17 protein-coding genes are annotated in these 24,531 nt (G+C 68.0%); 6 read left to right on the top strand and 11 right to left on the bottom strand.

Going from position 1 to position 24,531, the window contains the following annotated elements:
• The first annotated feature begins 38 nt into the window (after positions 1–38).
• On the top strand, positions 39–1,010 hold the full coding sequence (locus YM304_RS17995; RefSeq protein WP_015443150.1) for an NADPH:quinone oxidoreductase family protein: 972 nt from the start codon (positions 39–41) through the stop codon (positions 1,008–1,010).
• Here YM304_RS17995 and YM304_RS17990 read toward each other — a convergent pair whose 3' ends face one another.
• From YM304_RS17990 to YM304_RS25120, 3 genes are read right to left on the bottom strand one after another with little or no spacing between them, the layout of a single operon-like run.
• A complete protein-coding gene (locus YM304_RS17990) occupies positions 1,011–1,655 on the bottom strand; it encodes a GNAT family N-acetyltransferase (protein ID WP_015443149.1) in 645 nt (214 codons plus the stop codon).
• Between the two features lie 5 nt (positions 1,656–1,660).
• The gene (locus YM304_RS17985) at positions 1,661–2,053 is read right to left on the bottom strand and encodes a GNAT family N-acetyltransferase (RefSeq protein WP_015443148.1); all 393 of its coding nucleotides are present in this window, start codon (positions 2,051–2,053) and stop codon (positions 1,661–1,663) included.
• 15 nt (positions 2,054–2,068) lie between these two features.
• Positions 2,069–4,441, bottom strand: coding sequence for an Hsp70 family protein (locus tag YM304_RS25120; protein WP_162142108.1), 2,373 nt, complete (start codon positions 4,439–4,441; stop codon positions 2,069–2,071).
• 143 nt (positions 4,442–4,584) lie between these two features.
• Between YM304_RS25120 and YM304_RS17975 the strand changes: the two genes are divergently transcribed.
• Positions 4,585–5,373, top strand: a complete 789-nt coding sequence (locus tag YM304_RS17975; RefSeq protein WP_015443146.1) for a hypothetical protein — start codon at positions 4,585–4,587, stop codon at positions 5,371–5,373.
• A 28-nt stretch (positions 5,374–5,401) separates the two neighbouring features.
• Here the strand turns inward: YM304_RS17975 and YM304_RS17970 are convergent, their stop codons facing one another.
• The 4 genes from YM304_RS17970 to YM304_RS23050 form a co-directional block, all read right to left on the bottom strand.
• Positions 5,402–6,859 (bottom strand): dynamin family protein, encoded by a 1,458-nt coding sequence (locus tag YM304_RS17970; protein WP_015443145.1) that lies wholly within the window; start codon positions 6,857–6,859, stop codon positions 5,402–5,404.
• Positions 6,856–8,721, bottom strand: a complete 1,866-nt coding sequence (locus tag YM304_RS17965) for a dynamin family protein (protein ID WP_015443144.1) — start codon at positions 8,719–8,721, stop codon at positions 6,856–6,858. Before YM304_RS17965 ends, YM304_RS17970 begins: the two co-directional genes overlap by 4 nt.
• A gap of 208 nt (positions 8,722–8,929) precedes the next feature.
• Entirely contained in the window at positions 8,930–10,537 is a 1,608-nt protein-coding gene (locus YM304_RS17960) for a hypothetical protein (protein ID WP_015443143.1), read from the bottom strand.
• 195 nt (positions 10,538–10,732) lie between these two features.
• Positions 10,733–12,967 (bottom strand): helix-turn-helix domain-containing protein, encoded by a 2,235-nt coding sequence (locus YM304_RS23050; RefSeq protein WP_015443142.1) that lies wholly within the window; start codon positions 12,965–12,967, stop codon positions 10,733–10,735.
• 169 nt (positions 12,968–13,136) lie between these two features.
• Between YM304_RS23050 and YM304_RS17950 the strand changes: the two genes are divergently transcribed.
• Positions 13,137–14,066: an LLM class F420-dependent oxidoreductase gene (locus YM304_RS17950; RefSeq protein WP_015443141.1), complete on the top strand. Its 930-nt coding sequence runs from the start codon at positions 13,137–13,139 to the stop codon at positions 14,064–14,066.
• Between the two features lie 207 nt (positions 14,067–14,273).
• Here the strand turns inward: YM304_RS17950 and YM304_RS17945 are convergent, their stop codons facing one another.
• On the bottom strand, positions 14,274–15,605 hold the full coding sequence (locus tag YM304_RS17945) for a glycoside hydrolase family 3 N-terminal domain-containing protein (protein WP_015443140.1): 1,332 nt from the start codon (positions 15,603–15,605) through the stop codon (positions 14,274–14,276).
• Between the two features lie 123 nt (positions 15,606–15,728).
• On the opposite strand from YM304_RS17945, the gene YM304_RS24300 reads away from it, so the two are divergent.
• Positions 15,729–17,039 (top strand): FHA domain-containing protein, encoded by a 1,311-nt coding sequence (locus tag YM304_RS24300; RefSeq protein ID WP_015443139.1) that lies wholly within the window; start codon positions 15,729–15,731, stop codon positions 17,037–17,039.
• A gap of 43 nt (positions 17,040–17,082) precedes the next feature.
• Here the strand turns inward: YM304_RS24300 and YM304_RS17935 are convergent, their stop codons facing one another.
• A complete protein-coding gene (locus YM304_RS17935) occupies positions 17,083–17,637 on the bottom strand; it encodes a thioredoxin family protein (RefSeq protein ID WP_231897607.1) in 555 nt (184 codons plus the stop codon).
• A gap of 75 nt (positions 17,638–17,712) precedes the next feature.
• Complete coding sequence (locus YM304_RS17930; protein WP_015443137.1) at positions 17,713–18,069, bottom strand: peroxiredoxin family protein; 357 nt, start codon at positions 18,067–18,069, stop codon at positions 17,713–17,715.
• On the opposite strand from YM304_RS17930, the gene YM304_RS17925 reads away from it, so the two are divergent.
• Complete coding sequence (locus YM304_RS17925; RefSeq protein ID WP_231897606.1) at positions 18,058–19,359, top strand: Bcr/CflA family efflux MFS transporter; 1,302 nt, start codon at positions 18,058–18,060, stop codon at positions 19,357–19,359. The two genes, YM304_RS17930 and YM304_RS17925, sit on opposite strands and share 12 nt — an antisense overlap.
• Before the next feature lie 195 nt (positions 19,360–19,554).
• Positions 19,555–21,066, top strand: coding sequence for a glycosyltransferase (locus YM304_RS23045; protein ID WP_015443135.1), 1,512 nt, complete (start codon positions 19,555–19,557; stop codon positions 21,064–21,066).
• 36 nt (positions 21,067–21,102) lie between these two features.
• On the opposite strand, the gene YM304_RS23040 is transcribed toward YM304_RS23045, so the two are convergent.
• Positions 21,103–24,525 (bottom strand): RCC1 domain-containing protein, encoded by a 3,423-nt coding sequence (locus YM304_RS23040; RefSeq protein ID WP_015443134.1) that lies wholly within the window; start codon positions 24,523–24,525, stop codon positions 21,103–21,105.
• Positions 24,526–24,531 lie beyond the last annotated feature (6 nt).

The raw sequence follows: 24,531 nt of genomic DNA, 5'->3' as shown, positions 1-24,531 counted from the left end.
ATGCCGACGGGGCGGCCCAATCGTCGTACGGTTGGGGCATGCGTATCTGGCGACTGCAGGAGTTGGGATTTCCGGGCGAGAGCCTGAAGCTGGTCGAGGAGGAGCCGCCGACACCCGGTCCGGGACAAGTGCTCATCGACATCGAGGCCGTGGGTCTCGCGTTCCCCGACGTGCTGCAGTGCCGAGGGATGTACCAGGTGAAGACCGGGCCGGGTCACACGCCGGGCGGCGAGTGCTGCGGCACGGTGGCGGCGCTCGGTGAGGGCGTCACCAACGTCGAAGTCGGCCAGCGCGTCGCGTTCCTCGGCAACGGCGGACTGGCCGAACAGGTCGTGCACTCGGCCAACGGCGTGTTCGTCGTGCCCGACGGCGTGTCACCCGAGGTCGCCGCGGCAATCCCGATCAACTACTGCACCACCCTGTACGCGTTGCAAGACCGCGCCAAACTGCAGGCCGGAGAAACGGTGCTGATCACCGGCGCGGCCGGCGGAACCGGAACGGCGTGCATCCAGCTCGCCAAGGCCATGGGAGCCCGCACGATCGCCGTTGCCGGTGGGAAGACCAAGGTCGAGCTGCTCGAGGAGATCGGTGCCGACGTCGTGATCGATCACCAGGAGACGCCCGACTGGGTCGATCTCGTTCGCGAGGCGAGCGGCGGTGGCGTCGACGTCGCCTACGACCCGGTGGGCGGCGACACGTTCCACCAGGTTCGTCGTTGCATGGGCTGGGACAGCCGCCTGCTCGTGATCGGTTTCGTCGCCGGCATCCCCGAGGTCAAGACCAACCACGCACTGTTGAAGAGCTACTCGATCGTCGGCGTGCACTGGGGAGCGTCGCTCGCCAAGTACCCCGACTCGGTCGGCGAGCAGATGCGCACGCTGCTCGACATGGCCGCAGCCGGAACGATCGCTCCGCCGCTCTACCCGCCGTATCCGTTCGACCAGGCCGCCACGGCGCTCCAAGACATCGCCGATCGCAAGGTGCACGGCAAGGTCGTCACCGTTCTCTGATCAACGGGCCGCGAGGTCATCGAGGCGAGCGACGGTCTCGCCGTCGTCGATCTCGCCGGTCGGTACGAATCCACGCTGGAGGTAGAGCGGCGCAGGGGAGCCAGGCCCCTCCACGTAGCTGACGTCGAGCCCTGCCGCGCCTTGTGCGCGGGCGTGCTCGATCGCCGCTTCGAGGGCTCTCGAGCCGATGCCACGGCGCTGGTGCGCTCGGTCGACGAGCAGCCGCCACAGGTACGGAAACGGGTGGTGTTCGGTGCGCTCGGCCATCATGAGGAAGCCGACCGGTTCGCCGTCGGCAACGATGCCGCGGAGCCACGGCACCACCGGATGCCCCTCGTGCGGCGCCGGAAACAGCGCGTCGCCGTACGACTTCGACACCGACGACACGAAGCGACGTTGGCTGTGATGGGTGACGAGCCGGCTGATCTCGTCTGCGTTGTGGTGGGTGATCTCGACCAACTCGACCGTGCCCGGCGACGACAGATCGCGCGACCGCCACGAGCGACGGTCGTCGGCGGTCATGCCGAACAACCAGTCGTCGGTGTTGTCGTCGCCGACCCAGTACGAGTTGCGGGTATGACCTTCGAAGCGCATGCCGATGCGCTCGAGCACGACGACCGACGCGAGGTTCTCGGGGTGGGTCATGCCGCTCACCCGTGACACGCCGACGTCGTCGACGAGCCAATCCGCGAGCGCAGCGGCGGCTCGGTCGCGATGCCTCGTCCCCACACCGATCGGTCGATCGTGTACCCGATCTCGGCCGACCTGGCGTCGAACGTGAGATGGAGCGCGAGGTCACCGATCACGTCGCCGGTCGAGCGATCGCAGACGGCAGCCATCCACCACTCGTCGGACTGCGGGCCGTCGACCGCGGCGAACGACTCGCACATCGACTCGGCCCGCTCGCGCGGAAACGGCAGCGACCAACTCTGGAATTCAGCGGTGGTGGGGTCGTTGCGACGCCGCCACAAGCTGTCGGCATCGGCGGGGCCCATCGCCCGGATGCTCAGGCGTTCGGTGACGAGTCCGGGGAATACGGGCATACCCCCAGGTTGGCATCAGACGGAGGCGGTGTCGGCCTGGATTCCGTCGAGATCGCAGAACGAGCGTGAACGCACTGCCATGTCGACCCGCGCCTGCGGTGCGACGAGACCCTGCGGTGCGACCAGGCCCTGCGGCTGCTCGATGATCTCGACGGGCCAGCAGGTGCCCGACTCGAGGTTCTCGAGCGCGTGGTTGGCGTTGGCGACTTCGACGCAGAGTCGTGTGGGGACACTGCCGAACACGGCGATCGGGTCGACGAAGAAGCCGGTCGGATCGTCCCAGACCTCCCACACGCCACCGGCGGTCGAGAGCGCTCCGGGCCCGTTCGGTGTGCCGGCCTGGACCGGCTCGTACTCGTCGGAGAAGAAGTGCAAGTGGTTGGCCGCCGTGCTGAGCTCTTCACCGGCGTTGCCGAACGAGAACGAAGCACGGAGTTCGGTGCCGTCGTAGGTGACGCTGTTGATGCAGGCCCATCGATTGAAGCTCTGCATCTCGTCGGTGCAGAGCTCGTCGGGGAGCAACACGGTGATCTGGTCGACGACGTCGACGATGCCGTCGACACCGGCGGCGGCGCTCACCGCGGCGGCTGCCGAAGCCTCGTCGGTCTGGCCGATGAGCGTGGCCACCGAGTTGGTGACGCTCGACTGGACGTCGGGGCTCACCGCCACGACGGCTGCAGCGACGTTGGCGGTGAGCGTTTCGTCGTCGATGACCACCGGCTCCTCGGGCGGCACCGTGGTGTCGGGAACCGACTCCTCGACCGGGGCGAGCGTCGTGTCGGGAACCGATTCTTCGACCGGGGCGACCGTGGTGTCGGGGGCCACCGTGTTGGCGACGGTCGTGTCGGTCGCGTCGTCATCGCTGTCGCCACCACCGCCGAGCACGACGAAGGCGCCGATGCCGATCACGAGGACCGCCACGATCGCGCCGATGACGAGCGGCAGTTTCGACGACCCGGACCCTCCGGCCTGAGCTGCAGCGGGGGCACCGCCCGGAGGCGGTGCGCTCGGGGCCATCGGCGGCGCGGCGGGGGCGGTGGGCATGGCTGCGGCAGCGGCCGCCTCGTTGGGCACCGGCGGAGTCGGAGCAGGCTGCGCCGGCATCGGTTGCGTCGGCTCGGTGTGCACGGGCTGCTGCTCGGTGGGAGGCAGGGTGGGGGCTCCCGCGCCGGCGACCTCGTCGGCCGGGACGATCAGTGGTGCGGCGGCGGCTGCCGAGGCCGCTGTGAGCGCGTCACCCGATCCGCTGGTCGGTGCACTGGCGGCGCCCGACGCGGCCCCGCTGGCGAACGCTGCCGCGCCGAGGGCGACGGCGTGCTTCGGGTCAGCGTCGACGGCGACGGGGCGACCGAGTTCGGACGACACCATCTGGCTGATCAGCGGGATGCGGCTCGAACCGCCCACGAGCAGCACCTTCGACACGTCGGCGGCGGTGATGTCGGCCGACTCGATCGCCCGGTGCATCGCCGCGATGCTGTCGGCGAGCGATGGGCGGATCAGCGCCTCGAACTCGCTGCGGGTGATGCGCACCTCGGTGGTGAGGTTGGGGAGCAGCACGGGGATGGTCGCGTCGGTGTCGGACGACAGCGCGATCTTGGCCTCGACGCACTCGTCGCGCAGGCGGGCGACACCGCTCATCACCATCGGGTCCTCGGGGTCGAGCTCCTGGAGCTTGCCGTCGAGTGCGCGGTTGACGTGGGCGAACACGGCAGCGTCGAAGTCGATGCCACCCATGCGTTCGATGCCTTCGGGACGTCCGATGATCTCGAACCCGCTCTCGGTGCGGCGGAGCACGGCGGCGTCGAAGGTGCCACCGCCGAGGTCGTACACGGCGACGATCTCGCCGGGCTCGACTCGCTCCTGGGTGGCGTACGACACCGCAGCTGCCTCGGGCTCGGTGAGGTAGTCGACGCGGTCGCTGGGGATGCCGGCGATGCGCACGGCCTGCTGGAGGAGGTCGATCTTGTACGGACCCCAGTTGGCGGGATGGGTGATGGCGATGCGATCGGGGGCCCCACCCTCGCGTTGCGCGATGTCGCCGAGCGTCTTGGTGAGGAGCCGTGCCATCAACTGTTCGGCCGAGTACGGAGCGCCTCCCACGATGATGGGGGTGGTGTCGCCGAGTCGACGCTTGAACTCGCGTGCGACGCGCTCGGGCTCGTTGAGCGCTCGGCGGACCGCGGCTTCACCGGTCAGTTCGGTCTCGTCTTCACGCAACAGCACCACCGACGGCATCGCCGCGGTCTGGCTGCCCAGGGAGAAGATGTTGCTCCGCCCGTCGCGGTGCACCGCGGCAGCGGTGAACGTGGTTCCGAGATCGATACCTACCTGATAGCTCACGCGTGATTCCTGTCGTTGTTCGGCCACCATGCGGCGGCGAATTGCCATGTTATGTGTGTGCCGTCAACGGAGCGCATCGAGCCGGCGACGGCTCGATGAACGGGCTCCGGCCCCGCCCTGTCGATCGGATCGGGGATCGAATGGGGATGTCCCCCATTGCTCGTCGGCGGCGTCGCACTACCGTCGAGGACGTGACCTTGAGACGTGCGATACGCGACCTGCTTGCCGGCGGCGACGGCGCCGCGCTCGCCGACGTGCCTGCCGACGAGGTCGCCCAGGCGCTGACGAACTACGCCGACACGGCGTCGCTCGCCGAGGCCGATGCGCTCGCTCCGATCGTGACGCGAGCGAGTCACGTGCCCTTCGACGCCGACGTCGATGGCGACCTCGGTGCACCGCTGCTCGATGTTCATGCCGAACTCGCCTCGCTCGATCCGGTGCAGCCAGCGTCCGTCGACGACGGCGAGGTCGCCGACCCGGTCGACGGCATCGACGGAGCACCGTCGGGAAACGGACGAGGGGTCGACGAGCACGGCCCGGACGCGGACGACGGCACCGGCGAGCATGACGACATCGACGGAGGTGACGACCAGGCCGACACCTCCGACGTCGATCCCGACGGATGGTTCGACGAGCAGACGTCGTCGGCGTCGGCGAGCGACGGCCAGAGCGGCACCACGTTCGCCGGCGACGCGCCGACGGCCGACGAAGCGATGGCATTCGGCACCGGCACGGCAGGCGTCGACTCGGCAGGCGTCGACGGCAGCGGCGACACGCTCGACGCGATGCTCCACGCGACGTCGGCAAACAGCCACGACATGATCGATCCGGCCGGTTTCGAGCAGGCCGAATTCGAGGTCGACTCGATCAACGAACTCCCCATCGACGCCGCCGACCAGGGCATCGCCATCGACGGCGAGATCGAGGTCGACGACGGCCCGCTCGACGATTCGTTCGGCGACGTCGACTTCGACGTGTAGCGAACGGGCGGCGGCGTACGGGTCGTCATCATCCGGTGCCGGCGATGATGCCTTCGAGGCTGCGGATGGCGACCCGGATGGCGGTGGCGAGATCGTGCGTCGTCAGCGGGTTCTCGGCGAGGCGCTGCCATCGGCCGAGCTGCTCTCCAGCCGCCGTGGCGACGTCGGCCGACGGACCGTCGAGCCCGAGGCGCTGCCACGGGGCTGTGCCCGATACGCCGAGCAGCCGCTCGAGGTCGGCCAACTGTGCGGCCGGACCGGTGACCCAGCCGCTGCGCAGCGCGGCCATGGTGTTCATCTCGTTGAACTGGTGAGCGCTCGACATGATGCGTTCGAGTTCGCCCTCGAGCTCGGTCACCCCCGGCCGGCCGGAGTGCTCGTGGCAGAGCCGCTCGATCGCCAGGAGGCTCGAACGAGCCTTGAGTACGTCGGCGCGATCGACGAACAGGCTCGACAACACCGCCCGGAGTCGGTCGAGTCCCGACATCGCGAGCAGTGCGTCGGACAACGACGTGCTCGACGTCGCTCGTCCCGACGAGATCAGTTCGAGCGCGGCACGGATGCCGAACAGCCCGAATCGGCCCAGCAGACGCTCGCGCTCGATCGACGTCAGCGGTGTCTCCGGCCGACCTTCGATGAACCGGTCGGTCGACAGCAGGAGACGGTCGAGGTCGTCGAGCTTGTCGGCGAGTTGGGACAGCTCGCGATACTCCGCCTCGGTCAGCGTCTCGGCCGACTCGGCCAGCAACCCGGCCACCGGAACGATCATCTGCACGAGGCGACGCAGACGTGTGTCGTCGCCGAGCCGAGCGGCGATACGCGCGGCCGACTCCATAGAGTCCGGACGACCCGCCCCGATCTCGTCGGCGCGCGACAGCACGGCGATCGCGTTGACCGGGTTGGGGCTGGCGACCGAGTCGTCGTGGAACGCTTCGAGCAGGCGCAGGTCGGACGCGTGGATGTGCTTCATCAGATAGAGCACAGCGTCGGCCGGGGTCTCGGAGTCGTCGGGGTCGAGGAACTCGAACGCTCGCGTCGACACGCCCTGCGTCAGCGAATCGACGCCGGGGGTGTCGATGAGGGTCAGCGTGCGCAGGCCTCCCGACGGCCACGTCACGTCGAGACGGTCGACGCCGGTGGCGTCGCGGCCCCCCAGGTCGATGTCGATCGCGCCGTCGTCTCGGCTGAATCGGGCCTGGACGGGCGGGCTGCCGTCGGCCGGATGCAACATGACCTGGTAGGTGTGGCCGTCGCGGTACCAGGTGACGACCTTCGTGCACTCGCCGGTGTCGGTCGGAGCGAGCAGTTCACCGACGAGCGCGTTGAGCAGCGTCGATTTGCCCGCCTTGACCTTGCCGGCGATGGCCACCCGCAGGGGTTCGTCGAGGCGTTCGGTCAGGCGTCGGATCTCGTCGGCCGGCGGGCCGCCGTCGAACACGGTGTTCGCCCGGTCGAGCAGTTGGCGTGCGTCGTCGACGAGGCTCATGCGTTCGCCCCCTTCGTGTCGGCGCCGGGACTCGACAGCGCTTCGACTCGGTCACGCAATCGCCCGAGTCGTTCGAGCTCGGCGGTCACGTCGCGGATGCGGGCCGCCCGTTCGCGCTCGTCGGTTGCGGCGGCCTGGTTCGCCGCGGTGAGCGCTTCGGTCGTGGAGCGGTGCAACTCCTCGGCTCGGGCCGAGTAGAAGTCGCGGATCTGGCGTTGCGTTCGGCGCAGCGTGTCACGGCTGTCTTTGTTGACCTGGAACGACACCTCGTCGCTGTAACGGCGCACCAGGTTCTTCGCCTGCGCCTTGCGCTGCGTCTGCTGGCGCTCCTTCTCGTCCTTCAAGCCCTTGCGGCCCATGGCGAGACCGATGCCGACGGCAACCGGACCGAGCGGAATGCCGACCATGCCGCCGATCATCGTGAACATCAAGACACCGGTGTACGAACCGCGCAGCATCGTCATGCCCTTGGCGGCGTGCGACGACTCCTCTGCCTCGAGGCTCGTGTCGGTCGCGACACGTCCGAGCGCCGACACCGGATTCTGGATGTCGAGTTGGTGGAGCACGTCGCCGCCGGCGAACGCGAAGTGCTCGGCGACGGCGCGGCTCAACTCGAGCGACCGATCGGTGAGGAATCGATAGTTGCCGACGACCTCGAACGACATGCGATTGCTCAACCAGGGCTCGAACTCGGCCCACATCTCGAGCGGATCGGTGTGCTCGATCGACGCGTCGGCCTCGGCGAGCACGTTGCGAACGCGCTGACGGAAGTCGTGATCGACATCGCTCGTGAGGTCGGCCACGCCGTCGTTCAAGGTGGTGCTCCACCGGGCGGCTTGGCCGCGAAGCTGCTCCGACTGGTTCTTCGCTTCTTGCAGCTGTCGGGTCAGCTCCGCTTGCGCTGCCGGGTCCTGCAGCGCTGCGAGTTCGGCTTCGAACTGTGAGCTCAGTTGATTGGTCACCGCGAGCAGGTCGCTGCGAGCGGCTCGTTGCTCGCGATCGCTGGCACCGCCGACGACGTCGTCGACGAGTGCCGAGATCACCGCCGGAAAGCCCGACTCTTCGTTGAGTTCGCGGTCGTCGCGGCGGATCGCCTCGACCCGGAGGGTGGACGACACCGGCAGAATCGCGAGGTCGTGCCCAGCCCGTCGAAGGTGCCCCTTGTTGAGCTCGAGCACCCGTCGCCATGCCGGGTAGAAGTCGGTCTTCGTCATGACGCACAACACCGTGGGACACATCTCGAGCGCCTGCTCGAGGAAGTCCATCTCGGCTCGTGTGTACTCCTGCGACGCGTCGCTGAGGAAGATCGTCGCGTCGGCGACCGACAGCGCGCCGAGAGCTGCCGCCGCATGCGCCGAACCGAGCCCACCGACACCCGGCGTGTCGACCAGGACCAGACCATCGGCGAGCAACTTGCGCGGCAGTTGGACGTCGACGCCTTTGACGACGACCGTCGGATCGCTCGCTCGCTCGGTCGCGAAGTCGGCGATCCTGTCGAAGTCGATCGGCTGGCGATCGATCGGCGGTGGCTCGTCGTCGGAGCGGGTCGCGTCGGCTGCTTGGGTGAGCGCCCACGCAGCGCGCTCGTCGCCGAAGCGGACCGACGTGGGCACGGCCGTTGCGATGTCGTCGTCGACCGGGCAGACCATCGAATTGAGCAAGGCGTTGATGAACGAACTCTTGCCCTGCTTGAACTCGCCGACGACGACCACGTTGACGGTGGGCTCGACCAGCTTGCGGCGGGTCTCCTTCAAGCGAGCGGCGAGATCGTCACGCCCGTACGCCTCCGACGCCATGACCCCTTGATCGAGCGCAGCGATGGCTGCATCGCTCGCCGTGTTGCTGGATGTCGATTCGTTCATCTGGTGCTCGTGTCGTTGCTGGATCGGCGGGGTTCGGGTGCTTCGGAGCAGACTAGGCATCTGCGCGAGCGAGGTTCAGGCCTGCTCGATACGGCGCCGGCGTCGACTCGGTCGACACGCGGGGAACACCCCGGGGAGATCCCGGGGTGTTCCTGACGTCGACTCGGCGGGCGTTCGGCCCGTCGACTCCGGTCCGTCATCGAGGCGTTCAGTCCTCGATCATGTCGTCCATCGGGGCCTCGTCGACCGGGACGGGCACCTCGGCGTGCTCGACCATCGGCGCCGGCTCGTCGTAGGTGACGACCTCTTCAGGCGGTGCCTCGTACGCCATCGGCTCGGGCTGAGCCTCCTCGTACGCCATCTCGGCGGGAGGGGCCATCTCGACGGCCGGCTCCATCTCGACCTTCATCTGGTCGCCTTCGCCGTAGTGATCGTCGGCCTTCATCTCGTCGTGAGCGTCGGGCTCGTTGTACTTGGCGGCGTCGGCGTGCACCGGGTCGGGCTGATGGCCGTTGCCGTAGTCGTTGTCGACGTACTCGTCCTTCTCGACGTATTCGTCCTTCTGGTCGTACTTGTCCTTCTCGACGTACTCGTCCTTCTGGTCGTACTTGGGGTCGTGCTCGTCGTACTTGGGGTCCTGCTTGTGGTCATCCATGGGGTCGACCTCTTTGTAGGTCCCGTCGTAGTCCTTGTCGGCGTCTTCGTACTGGTCCTTCTCGACGTACTCGTCCTTCTGGTCGTGCTCGTCTTTCTGGTCGTACTTGGGGTCGTGCTCGTCGTACTTGGGGTCCTGCTTGTGGTCGTCCATGGGGTCGACCTCTCGGTAGGTGCCGTCGTAGTCCTTGTCGGCGTCCTCGTACTGGTCCTTCTCGACGTACTCGTCCTTCTCGACGTGCTCGTCTTTCTGGTCGTACTTGGGGTCGTGCTCGTCGTACTTGGGGTCCTGCTTGTGGTCGTCCATCGGGTCGACTTCTTTGTAGGTCCCGTCGTAGTCCTTGCCGGCGTCTTCGTACTCGTCCTTGTGAGCTTCCTCGTAGCGGTCCTTCATCGGGTCGGCGTCGACCGGCTCGTACATCGGCTTGATCTCGGTGATCAGGTCGGAGTAGTCGTCCTCCGGGCACAGTCGGGGGTACGGGTCGGCGTAGTCACGGGTCTCGCAGAGGCGGTCGGCGATCTCCGGCTGGTCCTTGTAGACCTCGGTCACGCAGTTGCTGATGCTGTAGGTGACGCACTCCTCGGTGATCTCGCAGTCGGGCGTCCACTTGTCGGGGGCGTACTCCTCGGCCGGCGTGGCGCCTTCCTTCGGTGTGGCCTTGTAGTACTCGTCGACCTTCTCGACCTCCACCTCCTTCGGGTACTCGGTCTCGTACTTCGGCTGCTCCTTCGGAGGGACCGGGTCACGATCCATGGGCGGCTCGTGATCGTCGCGAACCGGCGGGCGGTCGTGGGCGTCCTGCACCGGCCGGTCGATCTTCGGATCGCCGTCGTACTCGTCGGCCTTGTACTCGTCGGCCTTGTACTCGTCGACCTTGTAGCCGTCGTTCTGCTCGGCGATTCGCTCCTCCTTCGGGTACGGAACCCGGATCGTTGGGGCCGGCTGGTACATCGCATCGGCGACGTGCGGTGCGACCTCGGCCTGGGCGACCGAGTAGTCGACGACGTGCTTCATGTCGACCTGGGCGTAGTCGGCGTCGTGGCCCATCTTCTCGCCGAGGTACCGCTGCGGGTCGTCGGCGTACTGGCGTGCCTCCTGCGGATCCCGGAAGAGGCCGGTGAGGACGTTGCACAGCTGTTCTTGGATGTCGATCTTGCTCATTGTTCGCTCCTGTGAGTGGTGGTGATGTTCGTGGTGTGGTTCTTGTTCTGCCGGCCTCGACCGGACTGAGACCCAGTATGAAGACCGCCCGTCAACGGGGCGTCGGTGCAATCCCCCATCTCGATGGGGGCGACTAGGGGATGATGAACGGAGGCGCTCAAGGCTCACTCAATCGATGCCGACCGCCCCGGAACATCAGGTCATCTCGCGAATGGTGGCCAGCATCTCGGCTCGTGTGCCGGCACCCAGACGCTGGCGGATCCGAGCCACGTGATGCTCGACGGTCTTGGCCGAGATGAACAGTTGTGCACCGATGTCTTTGTAGGTGCGCCCGTCGGCGACGAGGCGGGCGACATCTGCCTCCCGCTCCGACAGACCGGCGGCGATCAGGCCGTCGGCGGTCTCGACGGGATCGGTGACGAGATTGCGGGCCCGTTCGAGCAGGCCACGGGCGACGGCCGCGTCGCCGTGATCGAGTGCCGCTTGGCCGAGCAGTCGCGATGCCTCCCACGCGTCGTCGACGGCCACCAACCGATCGACGGCGTCGTCGACGGCCGCGAGATCGATCCCCGCGCCATCACCCTCGCTGGCGCGCACGGTGGCGATCTGTCCCCACGCTCGCCCGGCGGCGATGCGTGCCGTACTTCGCCGATCGCCGTCCCGCAGCGCGGCGAGCTCGCCGGCATGTTCAGCCACCGCGGTCCAGTCGTCGGTGGCGATCGCGAGGTGCAGACGCAACCAGCACGACGTCGCAGCGCCCGGCCCGTCGGCGGGAAGCTGCCGCAGTTGTTCGACGAGGCGCTCGGCCGCAGGGTCGACGCGACGCAGATCGCCCAGTCGCGCCCCGGCGCACAAGACCTCGAGGAGCGGGTCGGCGAGCACCCACGACACCGGCTGGCCGACGAGTAGCGGCTCGCACTGTTGCCACGCACTACGCAGACGAGCGGTGTCCCCCGAGCGGCGAGCGATCGAGGCGTCGATGGCGGCGAGGAGGAAACGGTCGCGCAGTGCCCAGTCGAGATCGGCACCGTGTCGGACGAGGTCGAGCGCCTCGGAGAACTCGTTCAGGGCGATGCCGGCGAGCGCTGCGATCAACCGGTGGCAGCGTTGCTCACCGTCGCCTGACGCGTTGGTGTCGATCGCGTGCAACGCCCACGATCGGGCCGTGCGTGCATCGCCGGCGCCGAGTGCGACCAACGCCCCGACCGCTGCCGGCGACCAGCCGAGCGGTTGAGCGAAATCGAGTGCATGCGCCCGTTCCACGGCGTCGGCCCCGATCGCCATGGCCACGTCCGATGCACCACGGGCGTGTTCGAGCATCATCACGCGGAGCTGGTCGGCGATGTCTCGATCGGCCGGATGCTCGCGCACGTCGTCGATGTCAGCGGCGAACGCTCGGGCGAGCGCTGCGAACCCGCTGTTGTCGGTTGCCGCAGCCTCGCTCCATCGCATCGAGCGCATGTCGATGCCGAATCGGAGCTCGGTGACCTCGGCATCGCGAGACGTCGCCAGCGCGCTGACGACGAGCCGCTCGGCATCGGGGTGCCCGAGGCGGAACGCGGCGGCGGCCCGGCGGGCGACATCGGTACTGGTGAGGTCGATCTGCGCTCGGACGTCGGCCGACGCTGCGACGCCCGCGTCGGCGACCAGCGCGCCGAGCGCTTGCCGGTCGGTGCGCGTGAGGTCATGACGCAACGCGGTCGTGACCACGCCGAGCGGGCGATCGTCGGCGACCAAGCCGCTCGCGCGGAGCCGACGCTCGGCGTCGTCGCGCAGGGGCAGCACGGCGGCGACGGCGTCGTCCAGGCGGAGGCCGAGTGCCATCAACTGGAGCAGTTGCACGACGTCGTGGCCCGATTGGCGGGCGAGCCGGACCACGGCGTCGACCACGGCGGCCGGTACGTCGTCGGAGTCACCCGACCACTGATGATCGACGCAGAGCCGGGTCAGCGCGGGGGAGCCGCTGGTGAACCGCAGGAGTGCGTCGGTCGGAACGTCGGTGACCGGGCCATCGCGCTGCACGTCGGCGACCTCGTCGGTGTTCATCGGGCCGAGGTGGACGGCCGGGTCACGAGCGGTCAGCGCGCTGGCGAGCCGTTGTAGCGGGGAGCTGTCGGGCCATGGTGCGAGTGCCGCGCACACCGCCGCATCGGCCGATCGCGACACCAGCGCATCGACGACGTCGTCGTGCAGCCAGTGTGCGTCGTCGACGGCGAGCGCGACGGCGTGCTCGATCGTGGAGAGCGCCTCGCTGCGAGACCGTTCGCTCGCCGCCGACGTGGGATCGGCGTAGTGCTCGAACGAGCCGCGGATCCACGCAACCGGCCCGTCGACGTGGCGGACGGCGTCGTCTGCCCACGTTCGGGCGTGCGTGGTTCGGCCGGTGCCTCCGTGGCCGACCACGAGGAGTCGTTCGGACCAACGTGGCATCGCGCGCAGAACCTAGTTGAGCCGTTTCGCTCGATGCCCCGAGAATGGCGCGCCCGCCGACGTCGTCGGGCGTGCGTCCCGTTCGCGTGCGCACCGAGGCCGGCGTGCGGTGTGCGGCCGGTGCCGGTCGTGCTTTGCGCAGCGCTGCCCGCTCCGTACGATCGGACGGATGGAACTGGCTGACTGCACGATCTTCACCGAACCACAGCAGGGGGCGAGCTACGACGACCTGCTGGCGGTGGCGCTCCGGGCCGAATCGCTCGGTTTCGGGGCCTTCTTCCGTTCCGACCACTACCTCGCGATGGGTGGTGGTGACGGTCTGCCCGGGCCGACCGACGCCTGGATCACGCTCGCCGGTCTCGCTCGCGACACCTCGACGATTCGCCTCGGGACGCTCGTGTCGTCGGCGACGTTCCGCCATCCGGGCCCGTTCGCGATCAGCGTCGCCCAGGTCGACCAGATGTCGGGCGGGCGCGTCGATTTCGGGTTCGGTGCCGGGTGGTTCACCGAGGAGCACGAGGCGTACGGCATCCCGTTCCCGGAGTTGGGGGAGCGCTTCGACCGTCTCGAGGAGCAGTTCGACGTGATCACCGGGCTGTGGAACACGCCGGTCGGGGAGACGTTCAGCTACGACGGTGCGATCTATCAGGTGACCGATTCGCCGGCGCTGACCAAGCCGGTCCAGTCACCGATGCCGATCATCGTCGGCGGTGGTGGACCGAAGCGCACCCCGCGCCTCGCGGCGAAGCACGCGACCGAGTTCAACACCCCGTTCGTGCCGATCAGCTTCTTCACCGAACAGTGCGAGCGGGTGCGCGACGCCTGCCGTGAGATCGATCGCGACCCCGCCACGATGACGTTCTCGGCGGCGCTCGTTGCCTGTGTGGGCGACGACGCCGAGTTCGCCCGGCGGGCTGCGGCGATCGGACGCGAGCCCGACGATCTGCGCGAGAACGGCGCTGCTGGCTCGCCCGACGAGGTGCGGGCAACACTCGCCGCGTGGCGTGATGCCGGAGCCGAGCGTTTCCATCTCCAGATCCTCGACCTCGCCGACCTCGATCACCTCGACGCTCTCGCCGACGCCATCCGCAGCGTCTGACCACCAGCGGCAACTCACCCCGAGGGTGATTTCTGCCCAGGCTCAATGTGGTCGCGTGAGGGTGATATGTGCCCAGGCTCGATGTGGTCGCGTGGGGGTGATTTCTGCCCAGGCTCGATGTGTACGCGTGAGGGTGATTTCTGCCCAGGCCAGATGTCGTCGCGTGGGGGTGATTTTTGGCCAGGCTCGTTGTGGTCGTGTGGGGGTTCAGGTGGGGCGGTTGCAGGTGTGGCCGTCGCGTTCGAGGAGGCGCATCACCTTTGCTGCTGACGCTTCGATTCGGTCGGCGGCGATCCGACCGTCGGCGACCGCGGCGACCAGCGCATCGATGACGGCACTGGTCTGCGAGGTCTGGGTGAAGATGACGATGTCGATGCCGGCCGCCACGGCGAGAACTGACGCCTCCGGCTCGGCGAGGCCGACGGCGTTCATGCCCAGTGCGTCGGTGATCAGCAGTGCATCGCCGTAGCCCATCTCGTTGCGCAGATGGTCGATGGCTTCCGGACTCCGCGTGGCGGGCACGCCGTTGGTGAGGCCCGGCACGGTCAGGTGTCCGATCATCACCGCCAGATCGTGCGTCGCCACACGGCCGACGAGATCGCGGTACGGCTGAAGATCCCAGCGCTCGATGTCGGCGAACGACGGCGTCACACCAGCCGTGATGTGCGTGTCGCCCGATGCTGCGCCGTGTCCGGGGAAGTGTTTGACGACTGCGAGCAGATCAGCCGCCGCCCAGCCGTCGATGTACGCCGCTGCGTAGGCCGACACGGCCGCTGGCTCGCCGACGAAGAAGCGCGACGGTTGGAGCGGGACCTCGCCGGCGTTGGGCTCGACGTCGACCACCGGACCGAGCACCATGTCGACGCCGGTGGCACGCACGGCCGCCGCGTGCTCCGCGATCAGATCGGCAGCCTCGGCGGGCAGCATCGAGGTCGACACCTGCCGTTGCGACGGGAGCTCGCCGACGAGCCGGAGTCGTTGAACGTCGCCCCCTTCTTCGTCGGTCGCGACGATGAGCCCGTGGCGGCTGGCGTCCTCGAGCGACGCGAGTCGTTGCGTGAGTTCGTCGGACGTCCAACCGTCGGGACGCATCAGCAGCACGCCGCCGATGCCGGTGTCGGTGACGATGCGTTGCGCGTCGGCCCACGACGAGCTGTACACCGACGGCCACACGAGCAGCGCCGCCTGCTCACGCGTGGTCAGCGAGTCCACGCAGGATCCCGGAACCGAGACGGGCGGGGCCGGCATCGTGGTCGAGGTGATCGGGCTGGTCGTGACGCTGGGCGCGACCGTGGTGGTCGTGACCGTGGTTGGCGTGACAGTGCTGAGCGTGGTCGTGCTGTGAGCGGTGGTCGATGGCGAACTCGTGCTCGGCCCGGCGGTGGGCGTTGCGACGGTCGGGGCTGGAGCGGCGGTGGTGCTCAGCCCTGTGGCCGTGGCGCCGGCGCCGTCATCGGAACCCGACCCGCAGGCTGCGGCGAGGCCGATGCTCACGACGGCGAGTGCCACCGCGCCGGTCGACCTGTTCCGTGCGCCCATGCAGCGAGGATACGACGCGAGCGTGTCGAGGTTCCGCGAGCTGACCGGTCGGATGGAGCATCATGGGGCCAGACGATGGCGGCCCCATGGCAGCGGGCCGTCGCCAACACGATGGAGACGTAGATGACCGACTCAGCAGACAGCTCCGCGGTGGGTTCGACCGACGCGACGTCGTTCCAGCCGGGCGAACACGTCGGCTTGATCACACCGCGATCGTTGGGACTGATCGCGAAGGACAACGCGTCGACGCGCGCTCAGCTGTGGAGTCTCGTGTCGGCGGATGCACCGCTCGACGACGTTCTCGACGAGCTCTCTCGCAACGGCATCAAGAACCTGCCCGACTTCGGGTTGGTGCAGGTCGAGGACGAGTGCGTGCGCATCGTCACCCGTGGGGCGGTCGTCGTGACCGTGACCACCAACGACGGGTCCGAGCGTTCGATCGACCCGGCCGACGTTCGCACGTGGATCGAGGAGACGGCTGGTGACGTCGCAGCGGTGTCGATGACACTGTCGGGCGATGGCAGCGGTGCCGACGCCGGGCTGAACGCCGAGGGCGGGTTCTTCGTCGTCGCCGGCTCCGTTCCCGCATCGTCGCTGAGCCGCCGCTTCGACACCCTGACTGCGCCCGAGCCGGAGCCGGAGCCCGAACCCGAGCCGGAACCCGAGCCGGAACCAGAGCCCGAGCCCGAGCTAGAACCGGAGCCAGAGCCCGAGCCAGAGCCCGAGGCGGAACCGGAGCCCGAGGCGGAACCGGAGCCCGAGCCAGAGCCCGAGCCCGAGCCGGAACCAGAGGCGGAGTCGGAGCCCGAGGTGGAACCGGAACCCGAGGTGGAACCGGAACCCGAGCCCGAGCCGGAACTGGAACCGGAGCCCGAGCAGGAGTCGGAGCTCCCCGACGACGCGGTGATCGCCGACCTCGAAGCGTCGTTCGCCGAGCCAGTATCCGACGAGCAGGACAGCGCTCCGATGCTCGATCTCGACGCACCGACCGACGAGAGCACGACCGACGAGAGCACGACCGACGACAGCGGCACCACGGACGACAGCACGACCGACGACGAGCCCGAGCCCGACGAACCGGAGCGCGAGCGACGCATCCACGCGATCCTCTCGTTCGGCAACGGCGAACGGATCCCGGTCGACCGGAGCGTGCTCATCGGCCGTAACCCGAAGATCACCGGCCAGGTCGACGAGCTGCCGCGCATCATGAAGTACGACGGCCCCGGCCAAGGTCTCTCGCGAACCCACGCCGAGATCCGGATCGAGGGCGGACAGCTCGTCGTCGAAGACATGCAGTCGACCAACGGCACCGAAGTCCAGCTGCCGGGTGCCAAGCGCGAGCGCATCGAGTCGGGACGCCCCGTCGCGATCGTCTACGGCACGGTGATGGTGTTCGGCGACGAACTCGTCTGCGACGTCGAGGCTCCCGACTGACCGACCTGGTTATTTCCATCCGGGATGGAAATAACCAGGTTCGTCAGGGGTGTCGCTCGGCAGCGACGCCGTGGTACGGGCGGCCCGCGGCGGTGAACTCCTCGACGAGCGTGAAGAACTCCGGTCCGAACGGGTCACCGCCGCGCAACGGCATCGATGCCCGGCGGATCGTCCAGTCGTGCGGCGCGAGCTCGCACGCCCGCTCGAAGTTCCGTTCGGCTCCCGCCTCGTCCCCGGCGTCGCGCAGACGAAGGGCGATCCGGAAGTGCAGTCGGGCGGCCTCTTCGTCGTCGGTCAGGTCGCCGACCGCTGTCTTCGCGTCGGCTTCGGTCATCATCGTCTCGCCGTCGACGACCCACCGTCGGATCACCTCGATCTGCTGTGACGAATCGATGCCCGTGAAGTCCTTGAACGTGTCGGTGGCATACGCGTTCCAGTTCGGCTGCACGATCCGATCGTCCTCGTCGATCAGCAACACGGTCGGCACGTTGGAGATCGCGTACAGCTCGGTGAGGAGATGGTCGGCGTCGATCAGCACTGGGTAGGTGATGCCATCCATGAATTCACGGATCTTGTCGACCGCTTCGTCGATGGCCACCGCGATCACCTGGAAGTCGTGATCGGCGAGTTCTTCTTGGAGTACCTGCCAACCTGGCAGGTCGAAGATGCAACCTCACCAACTGGAGAAGGCGACGAGCAGTTTCTTCTTCGAACGATGGTCGGAGAGCGAATGTGAGGTGCCCTCGAGGTCGGGCAGCGTGAAGTCGGGTGCCCGGAGATCGTGGAGCGCGCCGCGGCGTCGTTCGCGCGGCGCACCGATGGCGACGAGTCCGGACGCGTCGTCGTGGACGGCAGGGCGGTCGAGCAGGGCCGCAACGGCGGTCACGTCGATGTGGCCGTCGGACTCGATGGCACCGCGATCGGGCACGATCACGCAGCGGTCGTCCTGGCACAGACCTTCGGGTTTGAGGGTCCATCCGAGGGTGTCGGTGAGCTCGTCGGGGCCGATCATCGGGCCGTGGTCGAGCATGACCAGATCGTTTGCTTGTGCCATTCCTGCAAACTACTCAAGCCGGTCGTGATGGCGCGCACGCGCCGTTATGGTGCCGCGGTGAACGGGTCGACGACGCAACGAACCGAGCGGTCGGTGATCGCATTCCTCGCATTCATCGGCATCTTGATGGCGTTCGGTGTCGATGCGGCGCTGCCGGCGTTCGACGAGTTGAGTGAGAGTTTCGACCTCGAGGCCCGCAACCTGAGCCCGGCCATCACCGGCACCGTGTACTTCGTCGGCATGGCGCTCGGCCAGGTCGTGTACGGCGTGCTCGGCGACCGGTTCGGCCGACGGCCGATCCTGCTCATCGGCATCGGGGTGTATGCGCTCGGCGCGTTGGTGTCGGCGATCGCGCCGAACCTCGAAGTGCTGTTGGCGGCCCGATTCGTGTGGGGGCTCGGTGCATCGGCCCCGACGGTGCTGCGGATGGCGATCGCCCGAGACCTGTTCGACGGCGACCGGATGGCTCGCGTCGTGTCGACCGTCGCCGCGGTCTTCCTGCTCGGTCCGATCATCGTCCCCATCGCCGGTGAAGGCATCCTGCTCGTCGGGTCGTGGCGGCTCGTGTTCGGCGCAGCGCTCGTGCTCGCGTCGATCGCGTTCGTGTGGACGCTGCGCTTCGGTGAGACGCTCGCCGACGAGCATCGGCGCACGCTTCGCTTCGGACCGTTCGTCGAGGCGCTCGAGGCCGTTGTGCGGACGTCGTCGACGCGCTGGTCGATCCTGTCGATGGCGTTCTTCACCGGATCGTTCTTCGTCTGGCTCGGAAGCGCGCAGGTGATCCTCGACCAGGTGTACGACCGCGACTCGCAGTTCACGATCTTCTTCGGGCTCTCCGGTGTGGGTATGGCGATCGCCCTCATGTCGAACGGGCGACTCATCGACCGCTTCGGCATCCGCTATCTCGCCGTGCGCGCGAGCGTCGCGTTCGTCGTCGTGGCCGCCATCGGAACGATCGCGGCCGTCGCAGCCGATGGCGTGCCGTCGCTGTGGGTGTGGTTCGGTTGGGCGTGCGTCGCCAACGCGCTCAACATGATCCTCGGCCCGATGAGTTCGGCGATCGCGATGGAACCGATGGGCGACAAAGCCGGAATGGCCAGTGCACTTCTCGGTCTGACACAGCTCGGTGGCGGTGCGATTCTGGCGGCAATCGTCGACGCAAGAATCGATGCAACGGTCACCCCGATGGTGGTCGGTGCTCTGGTGTATGGAGCCGCTGGGCTCGGCTGCATGGTTCTCGCTGTGCGGTCGCCGGTCACGGACTGAAGTCGTCGAAGACCTCGACAAAACCCCTGGTAGTGCCACTGGTGGTGGCCGCCCGTCACACCCGGTCGACAATTTGCACGTTTGAGCCAAAACGTCCGGAACATGCCGGAAAAGTCCCTCAAGGAATCGTCTGGATGACCCGAATGAGGGCCGTGCTGCTGCTCGCAGCCGGTCATTTGAAGAGGTCGTTCACACATGCAATCCAGGTCGATCAATCGAGTCGTCGCCGTCGCGATCATTGCGGTGGTCGTGCTCGGCGCGACGGCCTCGATCGGTTGGACGCTGGGAGTGTTGCGGCCGGCCGACGACGAACTGCTGCCGCTCGTGTTGCGCGTCGCGATCGTGTTCTTCACCGTCGAGGCGACGCGGATGTTCGTCCACGTGATGATCGGCGCGTCGTTCTATCGACCCGCCGAGCAGTTGCAGGGATCGGGGTTCGCTCCGTTGACCTCCGTGGTCATCCCCGCGTGGAACGAGGAGGTCGGCCTCGGCAAGACGATCGATTCGGTGCTCGCCAGCGACTACGCCAACCTCGAGATCATCATCGTCAACGACGGCTCGACCGACCGCACTGCGGAGGTCGCGCAGCGGTATGTCGACGAGAACCCCGGGCGAGTGTTCTTGGTCAACCAGGAGAACGCCGGCAAAGGGGCGGCGCTGAACTCCGGGGTCATGCACGGCTTCGGACAGATCATCGTCAACGTCGACGCCGACTCGGCGGTCGAGCCCGAAGCGATCGGCAACCTCGTGAAACCATTCGCCTCGAAGCGCGTCGACGCGGTGGTCGGCCGCATCGTGATCGGCAACACCAAGAAGTTCGTCGGCAAGTCGCAGGCCTTCGAGTACATGTTCGGGTTCCACCTTCGCCGTGCGCAGTCGGTCTTCAACACGATCTTCATCCTGTCCGGCGCCATGTGCGCGTACCGCCGCTCGGCGTGGCAGCAGACCCACGGCTTTCGCGACTTCAGCAAGACCGAGGACATGGACTTCTCGCTGCAGCTCCGTGACGCCGGGCTGGGACTCGTGTACGCCGACGACGCGGTCTGCATCACCGAAGGAGCGGCCGACCTCTCGGGGCTGCGCAACCAGCGACGTCGGTGGCGGTTCGGTGCGTTCTTCTGTTTCGGTGCGCACCGCCGGCTCTTCCTCGATCGTCGACGCGGGAACCGATCGCTCGGGTTCTACGAACTGCCGTCGTCGTTGCTCGGGTACGTCCAGATCCTGCTGTACCCGCTCGTGTTCGCGGTGGCGTTCATCCTGCCGATCCACACCGGCCAGTACCTCTACTTCTACCTCGTGTTGCTGTCGGTGCCGGCCAACTTCGCGGTCGTGTTCTACGCGTCGGGGACGCTCAGGAAGTACGCCAAGTATCTGCCGGTGCTCATCGTGCTGATGTGCGTGACGATGGCCGTCGAGCACCTGATGATGTGGTCGGCGCTGGCCCGCTACCTCACCGGCAACGACGTCTCGTGGACCAACTGGACGCGCCAAGGCGTCGACGGCGAGAGCGGTGTCGATCGGGTGGCCGTGCCGGGCGTTCCGGCGATGACCCTCGCCGAGCAGATGGACGCTCGGATGGTCCGTGGCCTCCGCGAGATCCTCGACCGCACCGAACCTCCGGTGTTCGTCGAACCGCCGACCGTCACCGCAGCCGATGCGGAACAGGACCCGACGGGCGAGCACGAGCGCGTGCTCGAACCGGCATGACCTCGATGTCTGCCACCGAACGTGTGCCGCGTCTCGTCAGACGGAACCGACGACGTCGACGGTCAGGTCGGTCGATTGCGACACGAACAAGCAGACGGTGCCGTCGATCGAGAGCGGAGCGAGCACCTCGTTGCCGCCGTTGATGCTCCCCGTGTTCGGTGTGGCGGTGAAGTTCAGGCTGCTCGCCGTCGGTCTCGTCGTTCCGCACGGCCACGCGGTCAGGTAGCCGACCCCGCTCGGGTTGACCGCCGTGATGTTGAGCACGGCCGCCGACGCGTTGTTCTCGACGCCGGCCCGACCGGCGACGTCGAGTTCGATCTCGTCGCCCGACGAGAGCGCCGCACCGAGTTCGAACTCGCCGTCGACCGTCGACTGCCCCGGTCGCGTCTCGAGGAGTCGTGCAGGTGACTCCACCGCGTACGTGGTCGACGGGTCGATCGAGCCGACGAGGTCGACGGTCAGATCGGTGGTGGCCGAGACGAACAGACAGACCTTGCCGTCGTCGTCGAGCGGAGCGATGACCTCATTGCCTCGGTTGACCGAGCGTCCGTCGGGGAGCGTCGAGAAGTTGAGGCTGCTGGCGAGCGGGCGAATCGGGTCGCACGGATACGCCGTGAGGTAGCCGACGCCGGTCGGGTCGACGGCGGCGATGTACAACACAGCAGCGCCCGCGGTGCCCGACACGCCGGCCCGGCCTCGGATCTGGAGTTCGACCTCGGTGCCGCCCTCGATCGGCGCGCTGAGGTCGTTCTGGCCGTCGAAGGTGGTCATGCCGGCACGCGAGTCGAGGACCCGTGACGGTGTCGTCGCCCGGTAGCCGCCGCGAGCCGTGCCGTAGGCGGTGACGTCGACGGTCAGATCGGTGGGCGACGAGGAGTAGATGCACGCCGTGCCGGTCGACGACAGTGCGACGATCGTTTCGTTGCCGAGGGTGATCGGTGCGGTACCGGCCGGCCCGGCGTAGTTGAGGCTCGCCGCGAGCGGGCGTTCGGTGTCGCAAGCGTGAGCGGTGAGATAGCCGTTGGCCGACGGCCGCACGGCGGTGAGGTTGAGTACGGCGAAGGTGGCGTCGTCGGGAACACCGGCTCGCCCGGTCACCTGCACCGTCACGTCGGTGCCGCCGGTGATCGGGCCGCCCCCGGCACCGAGGCCGTCGATCGTCGGTTGGCCGGTTCGCGTGTCGAACAGCCGTGCCGGAGTGACGGGCTCGACGACTGGAACCACGTCGGCCTGCGACGCATCCAGCGGCGCGCCGGCGTCGACCACCACCGGTGTCGGTGTCGTCGGGAGCGCCCCGGCCTGCCCGATGCCGTTGTCGCCCCAGCACGTCACCGACGAGTCGACGCGGCGAGCGCATGTCGTGTCGAAGTTCGCCGAGATCTGGACGACATTGCTCACTCCGGGCACCTGGACCGGGTTGATGTGCATGTCGCCCGACGGTTGCCCGACCTGCCGCGTCTGGTTGTCACCCCAGCAGTGGACATCGCCGGTGGTCAGCAGGACGCAGGTGTGCGAATTCCCGGCCACCACCTGGATCGGGTCGGCCGGAAGGCCTGCCAACTGTTGCTTGGTCGTGTGGCTCGTGGTGGTTCCGATGCCGAGTTGGCCCTCGCTGTTGTCGCCCCAGCACCACACGTCGGCAGCGCCGTCGATGGCGCACGTGTGACTGCCGCCGGTCGCGATCGATGCCGGCACGAGCACGCCGGGGAACACCATCGTCGGTTGGTCGTCCGTCGTGCCGTTGCCGAGCTCGCCGTGGTTGTTCCTTCCCCAGCAACCCACCATCGACGTGATCGCATTGATGACGCGAGCGCACGCATGACCGTTGCCGGCGTCGAGCGTGTCGACGGTGGTCGTGGTGGGTCCCGATTCGACCTCGACGGGTGATGACGAGTCCACGAACGCAGCGTCGTTGCCGAGTTGTCCGTCGGCGTCGGTGCCCCAGCAGTACGCCGTCGACCCGGTGGAGGCGCACGAGAAACTCGCACCGACGGCGATGTCGACCACGCCGCTCACACCGTCGACCCTCACGGGGGGAACGACGCTGTCCTCGACGGTGAACTCCCCGAGCGGAGGCACGCCGATCTCGCCGACGGTGTTGAAGCCCCAGCAGAGCACGTCGCCAGACGTGTCGACCGCGCAGTTGTGGGTGAACTGCGTGGCGACCTGTCCGATGTCGACCAAGCCGTCGACGACCCGGGGTCCGCTGAAGTCGAAAGGCGCGGGCGCGAGCACGTCGAATCCGGCGCACAGGACGGTGGCGTCGACCGACACGGCACAGGTGGCGAGCCCAGCCGACACGTCGGTCGCCGCCAGGTCGGGAAACTCGAACCCCGGGCCGAGCCGTGACGTCGGCTCGAACTGCAACTGTCCGTCGAGGTTGGTCCCCCAACAGCGGACGATCGCGTCGGCGGATCGGGCGCACGCGTGGGCGGGAGCGACGTGGAGATCGACGACGTCGACGAGGTCTGGCACCCGCATCGGCAGCGCCGAGTCGCCGACCGGTTGGGTGACGGCGAGTACCAGCGGTTCGCCCGCCCCCCAGCAGTACACGCCGGCGTCGGGTGTGATGGCGCAGGCATCGGCGGCGACCGCGACGTCGAGCGCCGATCCGAGTGCAACCTCGACGAACTCTGGGTTCGGTTCATCCGACCCGTCGCCGAGCGGGCCGGTACCGGCGCACATGGCGGCGTGGTCGACGGTGATCACACAGATGGCCTGATGTCCGACGGCGACGGAACGAACCTCGAGCGAGGGAGCGACGTCGGTCGGTCGAGTCTCGTCGACATCACCCGGCAGTCCGGCGCCCCAGCACGACAGTTCCCCGGTGAGGCGCACCGAGCAGGTGGCCGTGCCTCCGGCGCTGATCGTGGCGGCATCCGTGAGGAACTGGGCCGACACCGGCACGTTCGACGTCGTCGTCGTACCATTGCCGAGTTGACCCAGGCCGTTCTGGCCCCAGCACGCGACGGTCCCGTCGGAACCGAGCGCACACGCATGAGCGCCCCCGACCTCGATGGCGACGGCGTCGACGATGCCGATGGGGTCGACGGGAACGGTCGTGAACGGCACGGCCAGACCGGCGCCGAGTTGGCCGTCGTCGTTGTCACCCCAGCAGGCGACCGTGCCATCGGAACGAAGCGCGCACGTCGTGTTGATCATCGCGTCGATGGCGACGACGTCGGTGAGCCCGCTCACGAGCTGCGGAGTCGGCGAGGAGATCGTCGTGTTGTTGCCGAGTTGGCCGACGTCGTTGCGTCCCCAGCACGCGACCGTCTGATCGGCACGGATCGCGCAGTGGTGGTACGCCCCGCCGGCGAGCGACGCCGACGGCACGGGAGCGAGTGCCGCCGTCGCCGTGGGCGCGGGTGCGGCGGCCGACGTGATGACGAGCATCGATGCGATCAGGCAGAGCGTGAGGACGGCACGGACACGGTGAGACGTTGGCGCGGATCTCATGCATTC

Origin of the sequence: Ilumatobacter coccineus YM16-304 (assembly GCF_000348785.1) — a bacterium.
Taxonomy (GTDB): Bacteria; Actinomycetota; Acidimicrobiia; order Acidimicrobiales; family Ilumatobacteraceae; genus Ilumatobacter_A; species Ilumatobacter_A coccineus.
The sequence above is the reverse complement of the archived record's forward strand: the minus strand, read 5'-3'. Positions and strand labels throughout refer to the sequence as shown.

Excerpts from the sequence above, each read along its gene's own strand:
- YM304_RS17995 (WP_015443150.1), top strand. The coding sequence starts at position 39 with ATGCGTATCTGGCGACTGCAGGAGTTGGGATTTCCGGGCGAGAGCCTG.
- YM304_RS17990 (WP_015443149.1), bottom strand. The coding sequence starts at position 1,655 with ATGACCCACCCCGAGAACCTCGCGTCGGTCGTCGTGCTCGAGCGCATC.
- YM304_RS17985 (WP_015443148.1), bottom strand. The coding sequence starts at position 2,053 with ATGCCCGTATTCCCCGGACTCGTCACCGAACGCCTGAGCATCCGGGCG.
- YM304_RS25120 (WP_162142108.1), bottom strand. The coding sequence starts at position 4,441 with ATGGCAATTCGCCGCCGCATGGTGGCCGAACAACGACAGGAATCACGC.
- YM304_RS17970 (WP_015443145.1), bottom strand. The coding sequence starts at position 6,859 with ATGAGCCTCGTCGACGACGCACGCCAACTGCTCGACCGGGCGAACACC.
- YM304_RS17965 (WP_015443144.1), bottom strand. The coding sequence starts at position 8,721 with ATGAACGAATCGACATCCAGCAACACGGCGAGCGATGCAGCCATCGCT.
- YM304_RS17960 (WP_015443143.1), bottom strand. The coding sequence starts at position 10,537 with ATGAGCAAGATCGACATCCAAGAACAGCTGTGCAACGTCCTCACCGGC.
- YM304_RS23050 (WP_015443142.1), bottom strand. The coding sequence starts at position 12,967 with ATGCCACGTTGGTCCGAACGACTCCTCGTGGTCGGCCACGGAGGCACC.
- YM304_RS17950 (WP_015443141.1), top strand. The coding sequence starts at position 13,137 with ATGGAACTGGCTGACTGCACGATCTTCACCGAACCACAGCAGGGGGCG.
- YM304_RS17945 (WP_015443140.1), bottom strand. The coding sequence starts at position 15,605 with ATGGGCGCACGGAACAGGTCGACCGGCGCGGTGGCACTCGCCGTCGTG.
- YM304_RS24300 (WP_015443139.1), top strand. The coding sequence starts at position 15,729 with ATGACCGACTCAGCAGACAGCTCCGCGGTGGGTTCGACCGACGCGACG.
- YM304_RS17930 (WP_015443137.1), bottom strand. The coding sequence starts at position 18,069 with ATGCTCGACCACGGCCCGATGATCGGCCCCGACGAGCTCACCGACACC.
- YM304_RS23045 (WP_015443135.1), top strand. The coding sequence starts at position 19,555 with ATGCAATCCAGGTCGATCAATCGAGTCGTCGCCGTCGCGATCATTGCG.
- YM304_RS23040 (WP_015443134.1), bottom strand. The coding sequence starts at position 24,525 with ATGAGATCCGCGCCAACGTCTCACCGTGTCCGTGCCGTCCTCACGCTC.